This window comes from Paraprevotella xylaniphila YIT 11841, assembly GCF_900683745.1.
Classification (GTDB): Bacteria; Bacteroidota; Bacteroidia; order Bacteroidales; family Bacteroidaceae; genus Paraprevotella; species Paraprevotella xylaniphila.
Genome location: NZ_LR215980.1, coordinates 767,788 through 791,822, shown reverse-complemented (window position 1 = coordinate 791,822; position 24,035 = coordinate 767,788). Strand labels below are relative to the sequence as shown.

The window sequence follows — 24,035 nt, the reverse complement described above, 5'->3', positions numbered from 1 at the left end:
TCGGCATCCTATCGTTGGCATGCCTTTCTGCCCTTTGGCTTTGGCTGACGGGTAAAGGAAAGCATTAGTGGGTAATCTCATACCCTTGCCTGGCCACATCGGCATTCACAATATCCTCACCCCGTTTACCCTTCAAGGCTGCTTTGGAATCATCGGAAAGACCGTTATTGATTTCCGCATTCACGTCACACGTAGACAAACGGTCAAGTTGTTCTTTAGTCACTTTCCCGTCGCGGTAATCACAGCATACAGGATTCTCATACATGGAATACTTCATGCCTAAAAGCGACTTCAGCTTATGTTTGGCCACCCATAAGGCCGGAGTTGCGATATACTTGTGCATGGCCGGAGACACCGAACCAATCATCCAACAGTTACGGTTGCAGCAACGTACTTTCCGACGCACTTTCTCCGCTTCGGGGCTGTTCCACAAATCCTCCCACGTCTGCCGGTTCAGGTTGCCCATCACCTCCTTGTCTTTCGTCCCGTTACAAGGCATCACGTCGCCATACGGGTCAATGAAGAACGTGTCGAAACTCATGTCGCAAGGCAACAGGCGCTTCTGACCGTAGATGTAATTGATAAGCCCATGGTTGAAATAAGCACGAAACCATTTCTTGGGAGAATTCGATTTCAATAACTCATTGACCAGGTTTTCAAAATTCTTAGCTACCATCGGACGGTCGTGGATGATGTTCTTAGCTTCTACAAAATAGAACGAGTTATGCAGGGAAGCCGTGGCAAACTCCATCCCCATCTTATTGGAGAGCTCATACAGCGGCACCAAGTCCGGCGCATTCTTGTCCTGCACAGTCATGCCGAAACCCACATCCTTCATTCCCATCTCGCGGAGTTTCTTCAAGGTATTATAACCACGACGGAAACCATCGTTCAAGCCACGGATTTCATTATTGGTCTTTTCCAACCCCTCAATGGAAATGCGGATACCGATCTGTGGAAACTCCTTGCAAAGTTCGATGATACGATCCGTGAAAAAGCCGTTGGTAGAGATGACGATACGGTCACTCTTCTTATACAGTTCACGTACCACCTCCTTCAAGTCCGTACGGATAAACGGCTCCCCTCCGGTGATATTCGTAAAATACATCTTCGGGAGCTTCTTAATCGTCTCGATAGAGATTTCCTCCTCCGCCTTCGACGGAGCCTTATAGCGGTTGCACATCGAGCAACGCGCATTACATCGGTACGTCACGATGACCGTACCGTTCAGTTTCTTTTCTGCCATAATGTTTTATGAATTTATTTTGAATACACTTTAACCATGCGGTTGTAATAGGATTCCGCATCATATTTCCTTTGTGACACCTCAGCCAACTGCTGATAATCGAAAGGCGTATTCCACATTTCTTCTATTTTTCCTTTCAAATCAGTCACATTTCCGCTAATGAAAGTCTTGTCGGTCAATTCCGGGATACCACCGATCCGGGCACCGAGTACCGGAGTACCCAAACATTGCGCTTCTATTACGGACAACGGATTGTTTTCATACCACTCAGAAGGTACCACAGAAAAACGAGCTTGTCCCACAAGTACCTTAATTTCATCCCAATCCTTATGTCCTAGGAATTCAATGTGACTATGTGCAATGGCTTTCAACTCGCCAAAGAGCGGCCCATCACCGATAACCTTCATTTTATACGGAAGTCGGTTGGCAGCCTCTATTAACGTTTTCACCCCTTTCTCTTGGCTTAATCGTCCGATATAGCAATAGTAATCCCTTTTGTCGTAATTGTCCCTTCGACACCTTTCCGAATCAATAAAATTACAGAGCACAACCATCTTTTTCTCATCAAATCCTCCCTCCGCCATTTTGTCGGCCATAAACCGACTAGGGCAGACAAACACATCTGTTGAGGCCTCCAATCGCTGCCGATTCCACAAATTTGCCTCACGAAAGCCCACGAAAGAAGCCAGTTTGGAACCTTTCATGCACTTGTTGTCGAGGCATGATTTCTTACCCCCCTTGAAACAAGCTTCACATATCGTATCTCCGCTGAGCAGGCAATCATATCGCGGACACAGCAATTTATAATCATGCAACGTCCACACGACCCTTATGCCACGTCTGTGTGCCAATTCAGCCAACACTGGAGAAAGTTGAGTATGGATATTGTTCAGATGTACCACATCGGGACGGAAATCATCCAACAGCCTATTGAATTTCCCCTTTACTTCTCTTGACCCGAAAGGCCGTGTGAAAGCCATCAATTTACTCATCTTCTTAGGAAAATACCGCTTCCATTCCGTGTCTACATTCTCCGGATAGTCCATGGCAAATACGCCCACTTCATGTCCGTGCTTCCTCAATAACCGCTCCAGATTAAGCACGTAGACGCAATCACCGCCCCGGCGGTAATAGAATTTATTGGCTAATAAGATTTTCATTGTATTGAAAGAAAGGTTTTAAATACATATTCCAAATCTATCAATCTTTTTTGCTGTACTGATTGAATATTGATATTAACTGTTTAGCAGACTCAATATTTGTAAGTTGACTCCGATAGGCTTTGCAATTTCTAACGTAAATAAAATTCTCATTTATGATTTTCTTCAATTCATTTACTCCCCAATCATCCTTTACTATACCCAATTGTTTCCTCTTAATGTATTCTGCTGACGCAGGTATGGAATTTGTTAATATAGGAGTGCCGGAACATATACTTTCTGGTATGGATACCATATTTAGGTCTTGTCGGGTATTTACCAAAAAGGCCAAGGAGGTACGTACATATTCTGAAAGTTTCTCTTGTGGAAGAAACCCTAAGAAATCCACAAAATCTGTCAATCCTAAATCTTTAACCATTTGTTTTAAATAAGTTTCTTCGTTACCACGTCCTGCTATTAATAGTTTGATGTCTTCATAACCTTTCTCAAGGTGCAAGTTGGCAAATTTTAAGATAATGCCATCTATATTTTTTCGATGAATTAATTGTGAAGAACTAATAAGCTGCCTTTTTTTCTTTTCTGTATAGATAAATTTATTTATATTAATTCCATGATCTACAATAGTTTTTGAAGTCTGTGGAATATAATTTCGTACAAAATTATATGCATAAATAGATCGAGGAACGACAGCTATTATCTTTTTCATAAACCATCGTCCAATGATATTATACCATAATTTTGATGGAACTTGAAACATCTTTTTTTGATGTGAAGTTAACTCTTGCCATACAATTGTTTTTTGAGGGCAAATGATGGAAGCCATCAAAGAATGAATTGCAAACACTTCACTTGTGAGGATACAATCAAAATCCTTATGAAACTTCTTAATATAGTGTAACAAGTCTTTAGAGAAAGGAAGCAAAGATGGTGGAAAAAAATGTGTCCAATCAGAACGGAAAAAGTGCACATCAAAATCGTAGTCTTCTCTTTTTTGAGGACGGAACTCTTCCGCTGCGCATAATGTGATATTGTGCCCTAAAGCAACAAAACCAATGCACATATTATATATCATTGTGTCTTTTATTGAATCAACATTAGGTATGATATTCCGTTCTGCCGTATATAAAATTGGATTAAGTATGAGTATATTCATTTTTCTATGATTTCTTCAAATAGTTTTTTCCATTTAGGCATAATAATTTCTGCTTTATACTTTTGGACACTTGCACGAGCATTAAGTCCCATTTTAAGTCTTAACTCCTGATTTGTTATTAATAGTGATAATTTATTTGCGAAGTCTTGTTCGTCATCTTCTTTACATATAAAACCATTATATCCATTTGTTATTATGTCGCGAGGGCCACATTTAAAATCATAAGCTATGCAGGGAAGGCTACAGGACATGGCTTCCAACATTACCATAGGTAACCCCTCATAACGGGAGGTCATAACAAAAATAGATGAAGAACAAAACTCCTCATAAATAAATTGAGTAGGAGGTATCAATGTTGTATATGCTTCTACATTTTTCGCTTTAATCAAATCCTGTAATTTATCATGGTCGCATCCTGCACCTACAATTTTTAAATTCCAATTAAAATGACAGCATACTTTAGCCCATATGTTTATTAACCTGTCAAAGCCCTTTTGAGCATCCAACCTCCCTACTGCAATAATCTGTTTTGCTTCCAAACCAACTAATCCTGTATTGTTAAATGTTAATATATTAGGTATAGCTGCAACATTGGGGATTATAGTTCTCCAACGTTGTTTATCTTCCTCCGTTAATGTTATGAAGCGATCATACTTGGGAACAATAATATGTTCGTCAATGGACTGTTGGATATAGTATAGACATTTCTTTACAAAAGAGAAGCGAAAAGCTTTGGCGTACATCATTTTTACTCCTCGGCAAAAATGTATTTCTAATATTTTTCTACTACCATCGTGTATTGAGGGCAAAATGGATGCTTCACTAAAAAAAGTAGAAATCACTATATCGGCTTTAATATCTTCCAAAATATTTTTCAGGAAACGTTTTTGTCTTCTTTTAAGGACAATTCTATTTATTACAGACTTCAATAATGAAGAACCTGTCAATCCATCATAATCTAATCCTAAATCTATATGCTTTATTTTATCTGAAAGTTCGTAGAAAGGTTTGTTTCCAAATTGTTTTTCCGTAATAATAAAAACTTCATACCCATACACATCAGCTAAATAATTGGCTTTCATGGATATTATACGTTCCATTCCTCCTGGATGGAACAATTGGGGACAACAATACACGATTTTCATTTTTTCATTTTATAAAAATAAAACAATGCAGAAAGAACCCCAAATAAACGATGTCTTAAAAGTATTAAGACCCAACCTTTTAGATACTCTCGACCTACGGGCATTGGAATTGTATTATTCCAATTAATGAAAGTAAACAAGTTATTTAGTAGTTGGGTTATTTGCATCCTGTCTTTTCCCATCATTACTGCATAGGATAATATGGATGTTATTTTTTCACTACAATATAAGGTGTATTCTTTTTTATTTATTGGAATTCCATTAGAAAGCAAATTATTGATACTGTACAATTCTTTTTGAGAATGCTGTAATACGTCATCGTAAAATTTTGCGGATGTAGATAATGTATTGCGTAAATAATGGATATATAACACATCTTGAAGTATTCCTAGACTCTTAACATTGGGATATAAGCGAATATTCAAATCAAAATCTTCTCCGCCATGTTTGTAGCATGGATTAAAATATAAAGCTCCGTCTTTAAATAAGGATGCATTGTACATTGCACTCCAAATAGTGTTACAAAATCCGGTATTAATCAAATGCAGGAATTCTTGTCTGATTTGCTTGTTGTCAAAGTACTGAAATCTTTTTTCTTTCCCAATATGGCGATTATAGGTTATATTTCCTTTTATTTCATTCTGAATTTCAACAGAATACTTAATAACTTCCAAGTTAAAATCTTCCGCATACTTTACCGTAGTTTCAAGTAAAGACGTATGGTATATGTCATCATGATCACAGAATGCTAGATATTTACCCTTTGCTAATTGTATTCCAACATTTCTTGCCTTACAAATTCCCTTGTTTTGCTGTCTGATAAGTCGTATTCGTTTATCTTTAGCTGCATAAGTACTACATATATGTCCACTTGTGTCTGTCGAACCATCATCTACTATTATCAACTCAAAATTCGTGTATGATTGTGATAATATACTATCCAAGGTATTTGTGATAATATTACCTGTATTATAAACAGGCATGATAATTGAGACAAGAGGTTGTTGTTTAATGATCATATTTCTACTTTATATTTTTTCATTCGTTGTGTTCTTACGATATTAGGGAATAAGCTTTCTATTATTGCTTTCACCTTATTTATTATAATCTCTTTATATGCGTAAAGGTACACGCAAATCAATGGCTTATATCCAAAAAAATCTGCTCTCTCTTTTAATATTTGCACTATTTTGTTGTGAGATGCCCCACCTGTACGGTCGTCAAAAATGGATATAGGTTGTCCTACATAAAATATCTCTTGATTTCCCTTATAGTAGATTTGTGCCGTTGTATCATAATCCGCTCCTAATGGATATTTCAAATTAAACCCAACATTTTTCAGCATAGAAGTTTTTGTGAATAAGGATTGGTGGCAGAAGCCTTGTGATTTAAAGACCAGTTCTTTCTTTGTCGGCTTTTTAGAGTAAATAGCATCAGCTTTACAAAATAAATATCCTAATTCATTTTGTATGTAAACATCCCCATAAATTAAATCTTCATGATACTCTTGTTTTCCGAAAATATCCGATACAATATGACTACTCACAAATCTGTCACCTGCATTCATAAAAAGCACATATTCTCCCGTAACATAGTTTAGTGATTTGTTCATAGCATCAAATATGCCTCTATCTGGTTCTGAAAGTACTTTTGCAATAAAATTTTGATATTTATCTACTATATTTAAAGTACCATCCTGACTTGCACCGTCAATTATAATATACTCCAGATTCGGATAATCTTGTGATATTACACTTTTAATTGTTTGTTCAATTGTGTCTATACAATTAAAGCACACTGTAACTATGGATATCCTTTTCATGCATAAATATTTCTTGTTTGTTCATAATTACACTCCCTATTCCAAAGAAGAAAAAATAGTTGAGTCCTGTAGCAACAATTAAAACAATCATTGTAACCAAAGCTAATAATTGATAATTGACTTTTCCATATTTATAAGGTCGGCTATATTTATAGGATTGATAAAATAACATATAATACATTAAATAGCCTAAAATTCCGAATTGACATACAGCTGTAGACAGTATAGTTTCAAAACCAAATAATACAGGATGTAACTCATATTGATTTAGATACCATGAACACCACCCAAATCCTTTTCCAAACAATATATTGTCCTTGACTTCTATAAATGGATAGGTTACTTGAAGAATTCTTAGCTCCCAACTTGACCCTCCAACATCTTTTGCAGCTAACAATTTATCATCCCAAAAAAAGAAAGATGTCTCTATCATAGACCTTATACTTTCTAACGCAGGAATTATAAAAACAGCCAATAAAACTACTGCCCCCAATAAAAACACTTTCATATATAATAATACATTCCATGTTTTTCGCTTCAAATACATCCACAATATAAGAAAAACACCTATTGAAACAATTGGTGAACGTTTCTTACATAAGAAAATATTAACAATCAATAGAGCTAATGCTATAAATATGGTTCTTTTATTATATTGCCCTGTATATTGAAGATATACGAATAGAGGTATTGACATGGATATAAAATATCCAAATCCATTTGCATGTAAAAATGTTCCTGATGTAGAAACTCCACGACCAGTTGTATACCATACTTCTTTCACCAACGATGTATCTCTCCATCCTGTTATTGTTTGGAAATAATTTACATACGGATTCTTTTGCATAAGATATGCAATTATAGCATAAACACAGCATAATATAGTTGACCATAAAAAGGTCTGTATTACTATTTTTAAATCCCATTTTGTTCTAACAACAGCAATTGCTAATATAACAGGGAGTATGTCCGTAAGGAGAAATTGTATTAATGAGTTATATTGGAATTGCAAATCCTCATAATCAGAGAAAGGTAGAAGCACAGCACATGAACATATAAAAAATACAAGAGCTTTAAAATATGAATCCTTAACCAAACGTACATAAGTCTTAGCAAGGCCATTAACCAATACACTTATAACAATAATGAGTATTAGTGTGCTATTAAAACTAAGTCCTTCAAAACCTGGGGTCCGGACAACTTCAGGTATTAAAATTCTTGCAGATATGAAACACGCTAATCCATACGAAGGACGAATTAAGGTTGCTACTACTGTGAATGCTAATATAGCAAACAACAATATATTTAACATATTACTTTCTTAAGTATTTTTACAACTTTTGCCGGATTTCCAGCCACTACACAATCTTCTGGTACATCTTTAGTTACTACACTTCCTGCGCCTATAATAGAACGTGCTCCAATATGTACCCCTTTTAGAATTATAGCATTAGCTCCAATTAAAACATCATCTTCGATGACAATCTCTTTATCTATCCTGTTTTTTGCATCAGAAATTTCATTTCTACGATCTTTGAAAGAAAGTGAATGGGCATCAGTGTCTATCAACGTAGTGCCTCCCCCTATTTTCACATTGTTTCCTATTTTTATATGTTTTGCAACCCAAATTACGGTGCCACTCATTCCGACATTCTTACCTATTTCAAGCACTGCATTATCCATTATAAAGATACATCCATGAGCATTAGTTGTTAAGGGGTTATAAGTTGATCCGGATAAAAATAAAAAGTTCTCTCCCGTAGAGAATATCGCATTCTTACCTTTGTGAATATGAATTTTTCCTAATATTTTAAATCGTCCTTTGGGTTGTAATCCTGTTGCTTTTGCATATAACATATTGTATCTCCAAGAAATGGACATACTTACTTTTTCCTTTAAAGCAACCATTAGACGTATTATATTATATACTATTCCACTTTCCATAAAAAGTTAGCACTATAAAATTCCATCATTTTTCATACCCACTAATACAGACGTTCCAATGATATCGTCAAATGAACTCGCTGGAGATTGGCGAAAAAGCGCAGATAGTTGTTTTCGTATCCAACTTTGCCTTTTTTCATGCTCTCCAATCATATTTACAATTCCATCGTGATGTATTTTCATTTGGTTATGCAGGCAATATATGGGTAGTAAGTATTCAGCAAAATATCCATAAATACGGTTGTACCTCGAATATGGTAAGGGTTTTACATGCTTTTCGCATTCTTCCAAGATGGAAAACTGCCATTGGCAGAATTGATTGAAAGCCTCTTTTCTCATAATGAACATGTTATAAGGTATATCCGCATTTCTTGCCAAGTATTGCAATGTTGTTTTTTCATACTCAGGATATAGTTTACGTATTGACATAAAAAATATGGCATAATCTTCAGGTACAATGTTCATTTTTAGTTTGTTCAACATCGTATCCCTAACCCCACTGTAAATAGGCCTTGGTAATATTACATCATATTTAGAAAAGAGTCGTTCCAATAGTTCATCCGTATAAACGGTTTCGAAATACCGCCTATAATGACATAAACCTATATACCGACAATCTACATTCTTCCAAGCCCAGTATTGGGCCGTCAGTTCACAATAACTTGGGTTCTTTTGGCTGATGTTATCCCCTGTGTCATCTCCGATAATTCCCAAGTCATATTCAGATATGGCCTTTCCAACCTGAATGGGAGTGTATATTCCCTTGTTATACATGTTACAGGGTTTGTGGCAAGCTACCAATATCATAGATTTCATCTTTCTTCCTTTTTTTATTCATTTAATTTATTTATAAGTTCATTCGTGCACTCCTTGATTCTTGTTTCAAGTTGTGGATACACTCTTTCATAGGAGACGGGAGACAAATAATCCGCACAGTTTGGGTTATATATTTTAAATTCCAGTCCAAAAGAGGCAAGGAAATCATACATACGTGAATTCTCGGATTTTTGGTCTTCTTTGCAGCGCATAAGTGCCACAAAATCCTTTTTCAGTTTTAAACTCATGGCCGCATTATGAAAAGAATCTGTCACGACATAAGTCGCGTGATGTAAGAACCATACAAAATCATAGATGTCTGCCGACTGCAAATATTCATATCCTTTTATCTTGCAAGTCGGAGGAGCCACGCTGAATACAATAACCCGATTAATCCCATATTGCTCTTTTATTGTTTTCAAAGCCTTCCATTCAAAGTCCTTGTCACCAATGAAATAACAGAATATATAAGGTATGGAAACGGATATTCGATTCACGAGAGACCCCTTGTGGGAGAATTGTATCCAACTATTTTCATCGAGTAAAAGAACCGGATCTAATACCGTTTTTACTGTTTTTCCCGTAAAGGCAGATAACATTTTTGACCCTGTTTCTTCCCTGCAAAAGATTGCACTGAAAGAAGAAAGATATTTTTTGTATAGGTCTTGTTTCTCTTCTGGAATCCTACTAACCGCTATGGAAGAAGAATAGGCTATTTTCTTTTGATCTTCTTTCACGAAATCAAGCATGTAGAACGTATCAAGATTATATGGATTCCATATTTGGTCGCTTCCCGTGAGGAACTTATCGTATTGCTTATTCAATAATTCAATATCCTTTGGACAGGTAACAAGGGGAGTAAAACAAAATTCATTTTTCAAGAATTTCATAATTTTCGTTTGACGGACTTGCTCTGGTTTTCTTATGCCTAATACTTTTTTAATTAACGCAACACATTTGGAACGGAGTTCCCTTTGTTGTCCAGGATATTGGTGAAACTTTTTCCGTCCGCAAAACGGTCTTATCATGTCCACATGAATCCCCTTGGAACGAAGCACTGTATAAAGGGCATAGGCTTGAAGATTGGTACCGTAATTATTGCTGCCGTACCATGTCACAAGGCATACTTTCAGTTTTTCCTCTGCATTCTTCATATATACTTTCCTTTTTATTTTTTGAATATCTTTTTGAGTATGCCATAAGCTTCTTCACCTACCATCTTCTTTACCATTTCTTTCGATTGCTCTTTATTGGATTGCTTGATAGTTGACATTATTTTTAAGGCTGCGTTTTCGTTCACATCCTTAGTAAAAGCTTCCAATAAAATGGGCTTTTCGGATGATGGGTTTAAAAAATCTGGCAAGAGTTTTTCATATTCTTCTTTGCTGGAAGCAGTGAGGTAAATAACCCCCAAATCTTCGGTATAATGACGTACCAATTTTGGAGACTGCTTTCCATAATGTCCTTCTGCACAAATATACGGGTAGGCTTCTTGTCCTAACATTGATCCCATATTCATGTGATGAGTAAATTCGCATCCTTTTCCATTGTTAACTAATAAGATTCTTATGTTTTTGCCCACATGTCTGTTTCCGAGTGAGTTCATGTCATAGAAGAATGATAAGTCACCCACCACACCCAAATATAACTTTTCGGGATGTGCCCATGAAGCCCCTATAAGGGTGGACATATTGCCATCGATACCGAAACCACCCACATTGGAGAATGAAGTAACTCCTTGGGGAAGTTTGAAGAAATTCCATGATCTCAAAGAGGTAAGGATGCCCAAATGCAATACGGTTCCGTCCGGTAATTTTCCAGAGGTTACAGAGGCCATCCATATATTTGAGAATGGCAAATCCGGTAGAGATTGCATTATAGCTTCATACTCTTCCTTATAAGATGGATATTCGTCAATAGGGTAAGTGCAATCTTCTTTCGCATAATGGTTAAAAAAGAAAGTCTCATCCATTTCAAAAACATTTACCAACTTCTTGAAAGGGTCTCGGATTTCACCATCTTCGCTCACGCGCCATACTTCTTGTGCATAAGGACTGATATTGAACATATCCCCGGAAATTTCTCCTAAATGTATCAGTAGTTTCAACGAACGTTTGATTTTACCACTCTGCAACTGAATGAGAGAGTAATTCATTTTGTATTTCCCATAATATCCACTAGTATGGTCACAAAATACGATGGCATGATGCTTTTTACAGAAAGCCTCAATGCTCGTTTCTTCTTGCTGGTTGAACTTTTTATGCGAACCGACGAAGATTCCTATCGGACCTTGGGGTAATGACGGGAGTTCGTTTTTATGGCTGTACCTATGGATAACTCGAGTGTACGGAAGTTCAGTTATGGAAAAATCCGGGTTATAAGAAGTAATCAGATTGATATGTGCCGGCCCTCCTCCATGTCTTGTAAGTTCAAGTATGGCTTCATTGATTTTATTTATTGCGTTCCATTCCTGTCGTTCGCAATGAATCTCATCCACCTGAAAACTCTTTTTTACTATATCAGCCGGTAACTGTATGCGATTGGTTACCTGGTCTTTCAAATTGCCTATCCATTCCGAATATTGCGAAGAAGTTACCACAAGAATGGGAAGCTTACGATAATAGGCTTCCGTCAATGCCGGCATATAGTTGCGAGATGATGTGGCACCCGTGCAACTTAGCATTACCGGTTCTCCGCTTTCTGCAGCCAGTCCACATGCCATATAGGCCGCACTGCGTTCATCAACTGAAGAGTAAATCTTGAAATATGAATCATGTTGGAGACTGGCTACAAGTCTTAAATTCGTTGCTCCCGGAGAAGCTATGATATTATGTATTCCATGGGCTTTTAAGAGTGAAATCAGAATAAGAGAATTTTTCTCTGCCGTATAATGTAAATCCATATTATTATTGTTTTCTTCGTTTGAGTTTATTTTTAACCATGTCACACACTGTGATTCTTTCTGAACGCGTCATACCTATATAGTACATCGCGGGGATTGCTGATATGACGCTTACCATACATGTCAGTATAAGTCTTCCAAATGAAGGAGGCAGAATCTCAACAATCGAAATAGGAGGAATAAAGCAAACAAGCAGAACTATTAAAACAATACTCAGTACCTCATTTACATATCGACGGACAGGGAATTTCACCATCCTTTTTAAAAGGAAGAGTCTGACAAATATGAGGAGTATATTGTCTAATATGTAAACAATGTAATAGATTTCGGGATTGCAACCTAATTTAAATAGCAACCATGTGACAGGGAATACCAAACATCCAAATCCTCCCACGTAAAGATAATAACGTTTGATGTCTCCTGTACCTAATGCCAGAGTGGTGAGTGGTGCACCTGGCAAATCTGCCAAAGCTACAAATAGTGCTAATCTCAGAAATAAAGGAGCATAAGAAGGAACTTCTTTCAACCACAGCCCTAAGACATAGTCGGCTTCCAACACCAATGGTATTAAAAAAAACAACATGAGAAAGAATGAGAACTTCGCTCCTTTGAACACCAATTTGAAAGATTCTGTAGCATTTCCTTCTGCGTATGTCTTGATGATTTGAGGGTTCAATGCTGTCGTGAAATTACTCACAAACATCCGGACCGCCGAATCCACCTGAGTAGCCACTCCACGTGCTGCATTGAGTACCACTCCAAAGAAGATATTGATAACAAGGTTCACTCCTTGGGTATTGAATATATAAGCACTTGTTCCAAAAAGGTACCATCCTGCAAAAGCTCCGATTTCCTTAAAAAGAGATTTATCGAGGATAAAGTGGTAACGGCATTCTTCAAAATGTTTTTTGCAGTAAACTCCATATACCAATCTTAAGAGTAGTGCTATGGAGGTCAGAAGAATAGCATATAGAATAAGCTTGTCCATTGCAAACAGCACAAGCAGGTAAACAGCTCCAAGTTTTAGTAGAGATTCCCATAAGCCAATATAGGCAAAGGTTTTCATGTGCTCATGGGCAACAATGAGTGCGTTGTAGGAGACGCTGATAAGTCCAAGTATAAAAGACAATAATGAACATTGAAAAACCCATAAGGCTGCAAATTCTCTTCCTTCAGGAATATTCATTTTTGTGTAAATGAACCATGCGCCTACCAATTCAGCTAATATAATAATGATGGCTGAAAGGACTATTTGTATATTAATGCTGGTGCAGAAAATTCTGTTTAATCGTATTTTATTCCCTCGTCCTAATTCAAAAGTAATGAAACGGGAAATAGAGTTAGTAAGTGATGCTGAAACCAATGCGAACATGGCTACAAATCCACCTACTACATTATATATTCCATAGTCCTCTATACCCAGTGTGGAAAGTACCACTCTAGAAGTATACAGACTGATGACAAGAGATAAAAATGTCCTGAGATATAAAAAGGCTGTATTTTTTATAAGCCTTGTTCTATTATTGCTTTTTTCCACTTTGTCTGTTAATTAAAAGGTATATGGGATATCATCATAGATTATAATACCTGCTCCTCCTGACATTTGAATGGTATCAATGCTCTATTATCCAGAAGGTTAATGTAAAAGTTATCGCTTTCCATTCCGAAAACAAGAAGCAATGACCTTATGGATGATTACAACTTCTTCCTTCCTATACAGGAGTTTTCCAAAAAACATCCTTCATCTTTCAGGATGTATGCTAATATGCTCATTACTTATATGTTATGGGCTGAAGGATGTTTCAGCTATCCTTCAGCCATGTTTCATTTCCTTTGGAAGAGGACGGAAAATCAATCTGCGGAGAATGAAAAATCGCTTGGCTTAGATTGAAAAATCGTTTGGCGCAGAACGTTTGACGGCTTTCTGCCATGAAAGGGAACTGAAAGATGAAATTTTACCGTTCAGTTCCTAATATGTTGTATAATAGATGTTTACCATACATCCTGAAGGATGAAGGATGTTTTTGGAAATTCCCTTGGGTGTATTTTAGTTAGTGATTACCCAATCTTTCAGGGTGTGCCGTTCCATGTCGAAGTTGATGCCGACTTTCACCACGGGCAAGCCGCACAGGACGAAGCGTTCGGGATAGTTCTTCAGGTCAATCTGTTGCATGGCGGCTGTGGCCGACTGGTTCAGTTTCAACTCCACGACGTAGAGCGTGGTGGCTGTGCGTATCACCAAATCCACCCGTCCCATCGGGGTACGTACTTCCACGTCCACGTACGCGCCAAGGAGGCTGAAAATGATGTAGAGCATCTGTTGGTAATGGCCTTCGTAGTCCGTGCGGTCGCAATAAGGAACGGTGGAGAGGAACGTCTGCAGCAGGCGAAGCATCCCGTCCATGTCGCCGCGCACTAAGGCACGGGCCAAATTGACCACCGTGGTGTTGGTCGTCTGCGTGTCGTGTGTCACATAATCAGGTATGAGGCTGCGCATCAGGCCTATCCTCACTTCCGCATTCGGGATGTCCAACGTATAGATTTGGAACATCTCATCATATCCCTTGATGGTGACATAGCCGCTTTGGTACAACAAGGGGGTGACACTTTGCATCCGTTCGGTCGGTGCGTCGAAATCGGCCGCCACAGCCTCGTTGCCTCCTATCCGGGAGGGCAATACACCGAATTTGTTCAGCATTTCGATTAAATAAGTAGGCGTGCCGCTGCCGAACCAATAAGAATCCAACCGCCCGTCGGCGAAGGCGTTCAGCAGGCTGAAAGGGTTATAGATGTCCGGCGAGGGCCAAGTGAAATGGTAGCCGTCGTAATGGGCTTTTAGTTTCTTTACGACCTCTTCGCGATTCACGTTCAACCGTCCGGCCAAAATGTCCAAGTCCTCGTCCATCTGTGTGGCCATCTCCTCCTCCGTGATGCCGCAGATGGCGGCGTATTCCGGTAGCATACTGATATTCTTAATGTTATTCAACTCGCTGAAAATACTGAGTTGCGAGAATTTGGTAATACCAGTGAGGAAGACAAAGCGCAGGTAGGGATCGCAGGCTTTAAGCGGGCTATAAAAGTTGCGCATGATGTTGCGGAGGACAGGCAGGTTCTTTTCTTCATGCACCACGTCAAGCAAGGGCGCATCGTATTCGTCGATGAGCACCACCACTTGGCGACCCGCCTGTTCGTAGGCACGACGGATGATGCCTTGGAAGCGTTGGTTCACATTTTCCTCACCTTCGCCACGGCCATATACGTTTTCATATTCTATCAGTTTCAAGTTCAACTCGCTTTCCAAGCGTTCCTTATCCACGTGCTTGGCTGTACTCATGTCAAAACGCAAAACGGGATATTCCGTCCATTCCGTCTCCAACCGCTCCACAGCCAAGTCCTTAAACAACTCTTTACGCCCTTCAAAATAGGCTTCCAAAGTACTTGTCAACAACGACTTACCGAAACGGCGCGGACGGCTCAGGAATATGTATTTCGAAGCAGAGTGTGTCATGCGGTATACGTATTCCGTCTTATCTATATACAGATATGACTTATTCCTTATTTCCGAAAATGTCTGTATCCCTATCGGGTAAAGTCTTGTTTTCTGTTCCATAACCATTCTCCTCCGGCTATAAATCTACCGTTCTTGATAATCATCTTTCTATCACCCAATCCTTCAGGGTATGCCTTTCCATGTCGAAGTTGATGCCGACCTTCACCACGGGCAAGCCGCACAGGGCGAAGCGTTCGGGATAGTTCTTCAGGTCAATCTGTTGCATGGCGGCTGTGGCCGACTGGTTCAGTTTCAGTTCCACGACGTAGAGCGTGGTGGCAGTGCGCATCACCATGTCCACCCGTCCCATCGGGGTACGTACTTCCACGTCCACATACGTGCCGAGGAGGCTGAAGATGACGTAAAGCATCTGTTGGTAATGGCCTTCGTAGTCCGTGCGGTCGCAATAAGGAACGGTGGAAAGGAATGTCTGCAACAATCGCAACGCGTCGTCCAACCGCTCTTCATAAATGGCCTCATAGAACAAGGCCACGGTAGTCAAACCGTCCGTCGTACGGCGGTCCAAATAACCGGGCAAAAGGCTCTTCATCAGTCCGAGGCGCACTTCCTTGTTGGGAATGTCCAGAGTGTATAGCTGTGTGATGGGGGAATATCCCTTGATGGTGACGTAACCGCTTTGGTAGAGCAACGGGGCGATGTCCGTCATGCGTTCCGTGGGGGCATCGAAAGACTCCGCCATGGCTTTCCTTCCTCCGATTTGCTGGGGCTGCACATTGTACTTTTTCAGCATCTCGATAAGGTAAGTGGGCGTGCCGCTGCCGAACCAATAGGAATCCAACCGCCCGTCGGCGAAAGCGTTCAACAGGCTGAAAGGGTTGTAGATGTCCGGCGAGGGCCACGTGAAATGGTAGCCGTCATAATTGTCCTTGAGTTTTTGCACGGCTTCCTCGCGGCTCACACCCAAACGTCCGGCCAAGTTCTCCAAATCCTTGTCCATCTGTGTGGCCATCTCCTCTTCCGTAATGCCGCAAATAGCAGCATATTCCGGCAGCATGCTGATGTTTTGGATATTGTTCAGTTCGCTAAAGATGCTCAGCTGCGAAAACTTGGTGATGCCCGTCAGGAAGACGAAGCGAAGGTAGGGATCGCAGGCTTTGAGCGGGCTGTAAAAGTTGCGCATGACGTTACGCAGGACGGGCAGGTCCTTTTCTTCGTGCACCACATCGAGCAGGGGCGCGTCGTATTCATCGATAAGCACCACCACTTGGCGGCCCGTCTGCTCGTAGGCGAGGCGGATAAGGTCTGTAAGACGTGTGTTCGTGTCCGGGGTTTCAGACTTGATGCCGAAATTCCTTTCCATCCCTTTTAATTGCCATAGCAAATAACGTTCCAACTCCTCCCTGTCCATGTGCTTGCCCAAACTCATGTCGAAACGCAAAACAGGATATTCCGTCCATTCCGTTTCCAATCTTTCCAAGGCCAGTCCCTTAAACAAATCTTTACGTCCTTCAAAATAGGCAGCCAAAGTACTTGTCAACAGCGACTTCCCGAAACGGCGCGGACGGCTCAGGAACATATATTTGGAAGCGGAATGTGTCATGCGGTAGACGTATTCCGTCTTATCTATATACAGATATGACTTATTCCTTATTTCCGAAAATGTCTGTATCCCTATCGGATAAAGTCTTGTTTTCTGTTCCATAACCCTCGCTCCTTTATTTCTTCCTTACAAATATAAGCAAAAATAAACATTCTCACCTTGGCTTTAGTTTTTGTTAACGTCACATCTTGAAAGATATTCCACTTGCCGATTATGCCAAACACCGTACTCCCCATCCGGCAATGCCGGCATTTTGAATGAAAGCCGGTCGCTCCCCTCCTCCACTTCCGGCAAACCATGGATAAAATGTTCCGATTGTGCTTGGCCAAACGTGGCCATCACGACCGGAAAGGGGAAGCCGGAAAGCCGCATCGGAATGATTTTAGCCTCGGGGCAAAGACGGGACAACTGGCAGGCTGAACGTTCGAACGCCACCCAATGCGTACCTGTACCATACAGATGCATCAAGGAAGCATTATTTTCTTCGCGGCGAAGGATTTCCGGCCCTTGTCCTTGCAGTAATGCCAACAGGCGCACTCCGGAGGGCTGAGAAAAAGAACACTGGTTTTCCATTTTATGAATCTGGAGTTTTTACGCGAATTACAACAATCGGATGTATTCGGGACTTACTTCCACTCCTGCCGACAACAGGCCGGAAAGGTCGATGAACAGACGTTTTACACGGCTACCGCGGATAGACAGGAGATGACCTTCATATCCGTTGAGAGGGCCGCCCACAATGAGGACCTGGCGTCCTATCATCGAAGGACTTATCTCTCCCGGAAGATAGTAGCGGGGACGGAAAGTAGACTCCACCGCACGGATGAAACGTTCCATCTCAACCGTGCGTACCGTCATCGGGGAACAGTATCCACCACGTACATAACGGAATTGTAACGTGGGATCCCTTTCTACCACGGAACGGAGTGCGGAATAGCGTTCCCGGACAAACAGCAGGTCATGAAGAAAGGGCACATTCTTACGTACGCGTTGCCCGCGAACCAACGTGACCACCTCGTGCATCGGCGTAAACACGCGCAGCCCCATTTCCGCAAGTTGACGGTAAGCGGGATGTCTGGCATTGGAACGTTTCAGGTCCCTTAACACGAACCAACATTCCGCCTCGTCACTTTGGGACAATAAAGAAGCCTCCATGGAATAAGGATAAAGTATCTAGTCCTGATAGTCCTCAAGATACACTATGAACCAATCAGTTACACGTAATTCACAAAAAAGTCGGGACTTTCCCCGCACTATATTTAAATTCATTTTTCCGGTCGCTCTCTTAGGAAGAGATAAACCGGAAGCGGAACAAGGCAGTTAGTAAATGAGTTATGGCATTCGAGTGTTCGCGTTTGAAAACGTTTCTGAAGAATTTGTATTACGGAAACACAGCCCCATGATACCTAAAAAACTCATCTGGAATGAGAAAAATATTTTAAAAACAGCGCGTTGAATGAAATATTTTTTATACTTTTGCCGAACAGTTTATCTCTTCCTAAGAGAGCAACCGTCCCTTGCCCGAAAATCACACTAAGGAGATGCGAAAATCAATCTAAGCCCAATCAGAAAAAAACATTTTCATTTGCCTCTGCGCTCGCCTTTCACTACCTTTGTTTCACGAAGATAGGATGCGGCTCGGCAGTCTTTCGTTCAAAAGCAAGCTTTTGGCTTGGAACTGCGCTCGCCTTTCACTATCTTTGTACCGTAATGTCTAAAAATAGAAGAATATGTACGAGATACAGACCAATGCCAAAGGTTCACGTCAGATGTTCGTCACCGACGAGAATCTCAAAACGATTGAAAGATACGGGCTTTTCCAACAGTTGGTGGACAGTAGCGGCATCATTGACGAGATGGTGTTGGAGAAACTGCGCCTGAACGTCCGTGCCCTGATAGAGGCTGAACCGGACAAGGCAGACCTTGTCGATTTGTGCCAAGGCGTGCTTTTCCATGACAACATGAAGGCGTTCGGATTGAACCAGTTAGTCAAATTATACGTAAACTGGTTGAAAACGCATCAAGAGATAGAACAAGCAAACATATTGGAAGAATAAAGGAAAAGGAGACCTTGATGAAAGATTTCCGTTTGACTGACTGGCTCCCCACGACCAAAAAAGAAATGGAGTTGCGGGGATGGGATGATGTGGACGTTATCCTGTTCTCCGGAGACGCTTACGTGGATCATCCATCGTTCGGTGCAGCTGTCATCGGGCGCATTTTGGAGGCCGAAGGCTACCGGGTGGCGATTGTTCCCCAACCGGACTGGCACGGTGATTTCCGCGATTTCAAGAAACTGGGACGGCCGCGCCTGTGGTTCGGTGTGGCTCCAGGTTGCATGGATTCGATGGTGAACAAATACACGGCCAACCGCCGCCTGCGGAGCGAGGACGCATATTCGCCGGACGGGCGGCACGACCTTCGTCCGGAATACCCCACGATAGTGTATAGCCAAATCCTGAAACAGCTTTATCCCGATGTGCCGGTCATACTGGGGGGGATAGAAGCCTCTCTACGCCGCCTGACGCATTATGATTATTGGCAGGAACGGTTCCGCCCGTCCATCTTATGCGACAGCGGAGCCGACATGATTATATATGGTATGGGAGAAAAGGCGGTGGTGGAAATTTCAAACCATCTGCAGATGGCCATAGAAGACGGAAATGCCCATCTGGATTACGCGGAGGACGGTACGGCCCGCGTCGGCATGAAGACTTTCCGCGACGTGATTACGCATGGGCATTGCATTCCCCAAACGGTATCTATATATAATAAGGAGGATATTCCCGGCGGAATCGTTCCCGACGACCTCATCCTACACGCCCACGAGACCTGTCTGAAAGACATGAAGGCGCAGGCCGAAAATTTCCGGCATATTGAGGAAGAAAGCAACAAATACCACGCGCAGCGCATCATCCAACCCACCGGCAGACGGTATGTAGTGGTCAATCCACCCTATCCGCCGATGACGCAGGATGAAATAGACCATTCGTTCGATTTGCCCTACACCCGCCTACCCCATCCCAAATACAAGGGAAAGCGCATCCCGGCGTACGAGATGATCAAGTTTTCGGTGAACCTGCACCGGGGATGTTTCGGAGGATGTGCGTTCTGCACGATTTCTGCCCATCAAGGCAAGTTCATCGTCAACCGCAGCAAGGAAAGCATCCTCAAAGAAGTAAGGCAAATCACGGAGATGCCCGATTTCAAAGGCAACCTTTCAGATTTGGGCGGCCCTTCGGCCAACATGTACGGCATGAAGGGGAAAAACCTGAAGGCGTGCGAGAAGTGTAAACGCCCGTCGTGCATCGATCCGGAAATATGCCCGAACCTGAATACCGACCACACGGCTTTGTTGGACATTTACCATGCCGTAGACGCTTTGCCCGGCATCAAGCGGAGCTATATCGGCAGCGGGGTGCGTTACGACTTGCTTTTGCATGATGCAAAAGACGCACGTATCAACCAAGTGAATGCCGAATACACCCGTGAACTGATTACGCGTCATGTAAGCGGCCGGCTGAAGGTTGCTCCGGAACACACGTCGGAGCGTGTGCTTGAGCTGATGCGTAAACCCTCTTTCCGGCTATTTGGGGAGTTTAAGGACATATTCGATCGAATTAACCGGGAAGCCGGGCTGCGCCAACAAATCATCCCTTACTTCATCAGCAGCCATCCGGGTTGCACGGAAGAAGACATGGCGGAGTTGGCCGTGCTGACGAAAAGGATGGACTTCCAACTGGAACAGGTGCAAGACTTTACGCCCACTCCCATGACCGTGAGCACTGAGGCTTGGGCCACAGGCTACCATCCTTATACGCTCGAACCGGTATATAGCGCGAAATCGCCTCGCGAGAAACTGGCACAACGGATGTTCTTCTTCTGGTACAAGCCGGAAGAACAGCCAAAAATAAAAGCGGAACTGCGTCGCATCGGAAGAACGGACTTGGCTGACAAGCTTTTCGACCGTACACGTCCGGTGGAATGGAACAAAAAAGAAAATGCATGTTATGACTTGGAGGGCAGACGACGGTCCGAAGGCCGGTCCGGCCACAGCAACCATCGAACGGTTCCCAAAAGGAGAAATCCCCGAAGAGAAAAATCATAGTGATTCTTAACCCATGGCAAATATGTCTCATATCTCTACGAACTCACCGCATGCATGGATGTTGGCCGCACGTCCCAAGACCTTGACGGGAGCGGCCGTGCCGGTCATGATTGGGGTTTCGGCTGCTTGGAACGACGGATTCTTCCGTCCGGTTCCGGCCTTATTGTGCTTCCTTTTTGCATTCCTCATGCAAATCGATGCCAATTTCATCAATGATTATTACGATTTCCGGAAAGGGTTGGACGACGAGAAGCGTCTTGGTCCGAAACGCGCCTGTGCCGAAGGTTGGATTACATTGCCTGCCATGCGCCGGGGAATCATTTGCACCACGCTCCTCTCCTGCCTCACCGGCTTGCCGTTGGTGTGGTACGGCGGATGGACGATGGTGCTCGTCGGTGTGTGCTGCGTGGCGTTCTGTTTTCTTTATACCACCTGTATGGCCCGCCTCGGGTTGGGCGACCTGCTCGTACTGGTGTTTTTTGGTCTCATCCCGGTAGGTGCCACGTACTATCTGCAAAGCGGTACGGTCGTGCCCGAGGTATGGGCGTTGTCTTTGGCCTGCGGTCTGGCGATAGACTGTTTGCTCGTGGTGAACAACTATCGTGACCGCGACAACGACAAAGTTGGCGGAAAAATCACTTTAGTCGTACGAATAGGCGAAAAAGCCTCAGAAAATCTTTATCTTTGGCTCGGCATTGCGGCTGTGGGGCTTTGCCAGACGATGTGGTTAGCAGGGAAACCTGTGGCAGCCCTCCTTCCGGTGTGTTATCTCATACCGCATACCGTCACTTGGAGACGTATGACGGGGCTTAAGCGAGGCCGGGAACTGAACGGGGTGTTAGGCGAAACGGCACGCAACATCTTCCTGTTCGGGGCATTGCTTTCCATCGGATTATTCATTTAACTCCATAAAAACAAAAACAACTTATGGCAACAGTAGACGACAAGAAAATCATTTTCTCCATGGTCGGCGTGAGTAAGACCATCCGCCAGACCAACAAACAAGTATTGAAGAACATCTACCTGAGTTTCTTCTATGGGGCTAAAATCGGCATCATCGGTTTAAACGGTTCCGGAAAATCCACCTTGATGAAAATTATCGCAGGACTGGACAAGGATTTCCAAGGCGAAGTGGTATTCTCGCCGGGGTACAGCGTGGGGTATCTGCCTCAGGAACCGCAGTTGGATCCATCCAAAACCGTGAAGGAAGTGGTCATGGAGGGTGTACAACCCATCGTGGATGCCCTGACGGAATATGAAGAAATCAACCAGAAATTCGGCCTTCCGGAATATTATGAGGATGAAGATAAGATGAATGCCTTGTTTGCCCGCCAGGGGGAACTGCAGGACATCATCGATGCCACGGATGCCTGGAACTTAGACAGCAAACTGGAACGTGCCATGGATGCCTTGCGCTGTCCGCCTGCCGACCAACCGGTGGAAAACCTTTCGGGAGGAGAACGTCGACGCGTGGCACTTTGCCGCCTCTTGCTGCAGAAGCCGGACGTATTGCTGCTCGACGAACCGACCAACCATTTGGATGCTGAAAGCATCGACTGGTTGGAGCAGCATTTGAACCAGTACGAAGGCACGGTTATTGCCGTGACGCACGACCGTTATTTCTTGGATGACGTGGCCGGATGGATTCTGGAGCTTGACCGCGGTGAAGGTATTCCTTGGAAGGGCAACTATTCCTCTTGGTTGGAACAGAAAACCAAACGCATGGAACAGGAGGAGAAGACGGCCAGCAAACGTCGGAAGACTCTGGAACGCGAATTGGAATGGGTGCGTATGGCACCGAAGGCACGGCAGGCCAAGGGTAAGGCCCGCCTGAATTCATACGACAAATTGCTTAACGAAGATCAGAAGGAGAAAGAGGAAAAGTTGGAAATCTTCATTCCGAACGGTCCGCGCTTGGGTAACAAGGTTATCGAAGCGCAACACGTACAGAAGGCTTTTGGCGATAAGGTATTGTTCAACGACCTGAATTTCATGCTTCCGCCCAACGGAATCGTGGGTGTCATCGGCCCCAACGGTGCGGGCAAGACTACGCTTTTCCGTTTGATTATGGGGTTGGAACATGCGGATGGCGGTACGTTCGAAGTCGGTGAAACCGTCAAATTAGCTTACGTAGACCAGACGCACAAGGATATTTCTCCGGAAAAGAGCGTGTATGAAGTCATGAGCGGCGGTAACGAACTGATACGTATGGGAAACCGCGACATCAATGTCCGTGCCTACCTGAGCCGGTTCAATTTCTCCGGAGCAGACCAAGAAAAGAAATGCGGCGTACTTTCCGGAGGTGAGCGTAACCGTTTGCATTTGGCCATGGCGCTGAAAGAAGAGGGCAACGTATTGCTACTCGATGAGCCGACGAACGACATCGACGTGAATACGCTACGGGCTTTAGAGGAAGGTCTGGAGGAATTTGCCGGTTGCGCCGTGGTCATCAGCCACGACCGTTGGTTCCTCGACCGTATCTGTACACACATTCTTGCTTTCGAGGGCGATGGCAATGTGTTCTTCTTCGAGGGCAGTTACTCGGAATACGAAAGCAACAAGATGAAACGTCTCGGACTGGAAGAGCCGAAACGCATCCGTTACCGGAAACTGATGGAGGATTAAAAC

At 42.6% G+C, this 24,035-nt stretch carries 20 protein-coding genes; 4 read left to right on the top strand and 16 right to left on the bottom strand.

The annotated features are described in order from the left end of the window. Positions 1-64: 64 nt before the first annotated feature. The 16 genes from E0E47_RS03120 to E0E47_RS03040 all read right to left on the bottom strand — a co-directional run bounded on the left by E0E47_RS03120 (position 65) and on the right by E0E47_RS03040 (position 18,454). Positions 65-1,246 (bottom strand): radical SAM protein, encoded by a 1,182-nt coding sequence (locus E0E47_RS03120; protein ID WP_130892854.1) that lies wholly within the window; start codon positions 1,244-1,246, stop codon positions 65-67. A 14-nt stretch (positions 1,247-1,260) separates the two neighbouring features. Continuing rightward, positions 1,261-2,406, bottom strand: coding sequence for a glycosyltransferase (locus E0E47_RS03115; protein ID WP_130892853.1), 1,146 nt, complete (start codon positions 2,404-2,406; stop codon positions 1,261-1,263). A 40-nt stretch (positions 2,407-2,446) separates the two neighbouring features. Further along, entirely contained in the window at positions 2,447-3,559 is a 1,113-nt protein-coding gene (locus tag E0E47_RS03110) for a glycosyltransferase (RefSeq protein ID WP_008627538.1), read from the bottom strand. Beyond that, complete coding sequence (locus E0E47_RS03105; protein WP_172604641.1) at positions 3,556-4,641, bottom strand: glycosyltransferase family 4 protein; 1,086 nt, start codon at positions 4,639-4,641, stop codon at positions 3,556-3,558. The genes E0E47_RS03110 and E0E47_RS03105 overlap by 4 nt, the downstream gene beginning before the upstream one ends. A 59-nt stretch (positions 4,642-4,700) precedes the next feature. Further along, on the bottom strand, positions 4,701-5,723 hold the full coding sequence (locus E0E47_RS03100) for a glycosyltransferase family 2 protein (RefSeq protein WP_008627535.1): 1,023 nt from the start codon (positions 5,721-5,723) through the stop codon (positions 4,701-4,703). Continuing rightward, positions 5,720-6,526 (bottom strand): glycosyltransferase family 2 protein, encoded by an 807-nt coding sequence (locus tag E0E47_RS03095; protein WP_008627534.1) that lies wholly within the window; start codon positions 6,524-6,526, stop codon positions 5,720-5,722. The genes E0E47_RS03100 and E0E47_RS03095 overlap by 4 nt, the downstream gene beginning before the upstream one ends. Then, the gene (locus E0E47_RS03090; protein ID WP_130892851.1) at positions 6,492-7,838 is read right to left on the bottom strand and encodes a hypothetical protein; all 1,347 of its coding nucleotides are present in this window, start codon (positions 7,836-7,838) and stop codon (positions 6,492-6,494) included. Before E0E47_RS03090 ends, E0E47_RS03095 begins: the two co-directional genes overlap by 35 nt. Next, a complete protein-coding gene (locus E0E47_RS03085; protein ID WP_130892850.1) occupies positions 7,832-8,470 on the bottom strand; it encodes a DapH/DapD/GlmU-related protein in 639 nt (212 codons plus the stop codon). The genes E0E47_RS03090 and E0E47_RS03085 overlap by 7 nt, the downstream gene beginning before the upstream one ends. Positions 8,471-8,482: 12 nt before the next feature. Continuing rightward, positions 8,483-9,286: a DUF4422 domain-containing protein gene (locus E0E47_RS03080; RefSeq protein ID WP_130892849.1), complete on the bottom strand. Its 804-nt coding sequence runs from the start codon at positions 9,284-9,286 to the stop codon at positions 8,483-8,485. A 14-nt stretch (positions 9,287-9,300) separates the two neighbouring features. Then, positions 9,301-10,440, bottom strand: a complete 1,140-nt coding sequence (locus E0E47_RS03075; RefSeq protein ID WP_130892848.1) for a polysaccharide pyruvyl transferase family protein — start codon at positions 10,438-10,440, stop codon at positions 9,301-9,303. A 14-nt stretch (positions 10,441-10,454) separates the two neighbouring features. Continuing rightward, positions 10,455-12,233, bottom strand: coding sequence for a thiamine pyrophosphate-binding protein (locus E0E47_RS03070; protein WP_338045586.1), 1,779 nt, complete (start codon positions 12,231-12,233; stop codon positions 10,455-10,457). After that, positions 12,193-13,725, bottom strand: coding sequence for an MATE family efflux transporter (locus E0E47_RS03065; protein WP_232038314.1), 1,533 nt, complete (start codon positions 13,723-13,725; stop codon positions 12,193-12,195). Before E0E47_RS03065 ends, E0E47_RS03070 begins: the two co-directional genes overlap by 41 nt. Before the next feature lie 510 nt (positions 13,726-14,235). Then, entirely contained in the window at positions 14,236-15,798 is a 1,563-nt protein-coding gene (locus tag E0E47_RS03055; RefSeq protein WP_130892846.1) for an ATP-binding protein, read from the bottom strand. Positions 15,799-15,838: 40 nt separating this feature from the next. Then, positions 15,839-17,401: an ATP-binding protein gene (locus tag E0E47_RS03050; protein ID WP_130892845.1), complete on the bottom strand. Its 1,563-nt coding sequence runs from the start codon at positions 17,399-17,401 to the stop codon at positions 15,839-15,841. A gap of 63 nt (positions 17,402-17,464) precedes the next feature. After that, entirely contained in the window at positions 17,465-17,872 is a 408-nt protein-coding gene (locus E0E47_RS03045) for a hypothetical protein (RefSeq protein ID WP_008630382.1), read from the bottom strand. 27 nt (positions 17,873-17,899) lie between these two features. After that, the gene (locus E0E47_RS03040; RefSeq protein WP_008630380.1) at positions 17,900-18,454 is read right to left on the bottom strand and encodes a UpxY family transcription antiterminator; all 555 of its coding nucleotides are present in this window, start codon (positions 18,452-18,454) and stop codon (positions 17,900-17,902) included. A 575-nt stretch (positions 18,455-19,029) separates the two neighbouring features. Between E0E47_RS03040 and E0E47_RS03035 the strand changes: the two genes are divergently transcribed. From E0E47_RS03035 to ettA, 4 genes are read left to right on the top strand one after another with little or no spacing between them, the layout of a single operon-like run. After that, positions 19,030-19,356 carry a hypothetical protein gene (locus E0E47_RS03035; protein ID WP_008630378.1) on the top strand — a complete coding sequence of 109 codons (327 nt, stop codon included), beginning with the start codon at positions 19,030-19,032 and terminating at the stop codon, positions 19,354-19,356. A gap of 17 nt (positions 19,357-19,373) precedes the next feature. Continuing rightward, positions 19,374-21,407 carry a YgiQ family radical SAM protein gene (locus tag E0E47_RS03030; RefSeq protein ID WP_130892844.1) on the top strand — a complete coding sequence of 678 codons (2,034 nt, stop codon included), beginning with the start codon at positions 19,374-19,376 and terminating at the stop codon, positions 21,405-21,407. A 22-nt stretch (positions 21,408-21,429) separates the two neighbouring features. Then, positions 21,430-22,311, top strand: a complete 882-nt coding sequence (gene menA / locus E0E47_RS03025; protein ID WP_130894312.1) for a 1,4-dihydroxy-2-naphthoate octaprenyltransferase — start codon at positions 21,430-21,432, stop codon at positions 22,309-22,311. Positions 22,312-22,334: 23 nt separating this feature from the next. Next, entirely contained in the window at positions 22,335-24,032 is a 1,698-nt protein-coding gene (gene ettA / locus E0E47_RS03020; RefSeq protein WP_130892843.1) for an energy-dependent translational throttle protein EttA, read from the top strand. Positions 24,033-24,035: the final 3 nt, after the last annotated feature.

Coding starts and splice junctions, on each gene's coding strand:
- E0E47_RS03030 (WP_130892844.1), top strand. CDS start 19,374: ATGAAAGATTTCCGTTTGACTGACTGGCTCCCCACGACCAAAAAAGAA.
- E0E47_RS03090 (WP_130892851.1), bottom strand. CDS start 7,838: ATGTTAAATATATTGTTGTTTGCTATATTAGCATTCACAGTAGTAGCA.
- menA (WP_130894312.1), top strand. CDS start 21,430: ATGTCTCATATCTCTACGAACTCACCGCATGCATGGATGTTGGCCGCA.
- E0E47_RS03045 (WP_008630382.1), bottom strand. CDS start 17,872: ATGGAAAACCAGTGTTCTTTTTCTCAGCCCTCCGGAGTGCGCCTGTTG.
- E0E47_RS03120 (WP_130892854.1), bottom strand. CDS start 1,246: ATGGCAGAAAAGAAACTGAACGGTACGGTCATCGTGACGTACCGATGT.
- ettA (WP_130892843.1), top strand. CDS start 22,335: ATGGCAACAGTAGACGACAAGAAAATCATTTTCTCCATGGTCGGCGTG.
- E0E47_RS03095 (WP_008627534.1), bottom strand. CDS start 6,526: ATGAAAAGGATATCCATAGTTACAGTGTGCTTTAATTGTATAGACACA.
- E0E47_RS03035 (WP_008630378.1), top strand. CDS start 19,030: ATGTACGAGATACAGACCAATGCCAAAGGTTCACGTCAGATGTTCGTC.
- E0E47_RS03075 (WP_130892848.1), bottom strand. CDS start 10,440: ATGAAGAATGCAGAGGAAAAACTGAAAGTATGCCTTGTGACATGGTAC.
- E0E47_RS03080 (WP_130892849.1), bottom strand. CDS start 9,286: ATGAAATCTATGATATTGGTAGCTTGCCACAAACCCTGTAACATGTAT.
- E0E47_RS03050 (WP_130892845.1), bottom strand. CDS start 17,401: ATGGAACAGAAAACAAGACTTTATCCGATAGGGATACAGACATTTTCG.
- E0E47_RS03100 (WP_008627535.1), bottom strand. CDS start 5,723: ATGATCATTAAACAACAACCTCTTGTCTCAATTATCATGCCTGTTTAT.
- E0E47_RS03040 (WP_008630380.1), bottom strand. CDS start 18,454: ATGGAGGCTTCTTTATTGTCCCAAAGTGACGAGGCGGAATGTTGGTTC.
- E0E47_RS03055 (WP_130892846.1), bottom strand. CDS start 15,798: ATGGAACAGAAAACAAGACTTTACCCGATAGGGATACAGACATTTTCG.
- E0E47_RS03115 (WP_130892853.1), bottom strand. CDS start 2,406: ATGAAAATCTTATTAGCCAATAAATTCTATTACCGCCGGGGCGGTGAT.
- E0E47_RS03110 (WP_008627538.1), bottom strand. CDS start 3,559: ATGAATATACTCATACTTAATCCAATTTTATATACGGCAGAACGGAAT.
- E0E47_RS03105 (WP_172604641.1), bottom strand. CDS start 4,641: ATGAAAGCCAATTATTTAGCTGATGTGTATGGGTATGAAGTTTTTATT.
- E0E47_RS03085 (WP_130892850.1), bottom strand. CDS start 8,470: ATGGAAAGTGGAATAGTATATAATATAATACGTCTAATGGTTGCTTTA.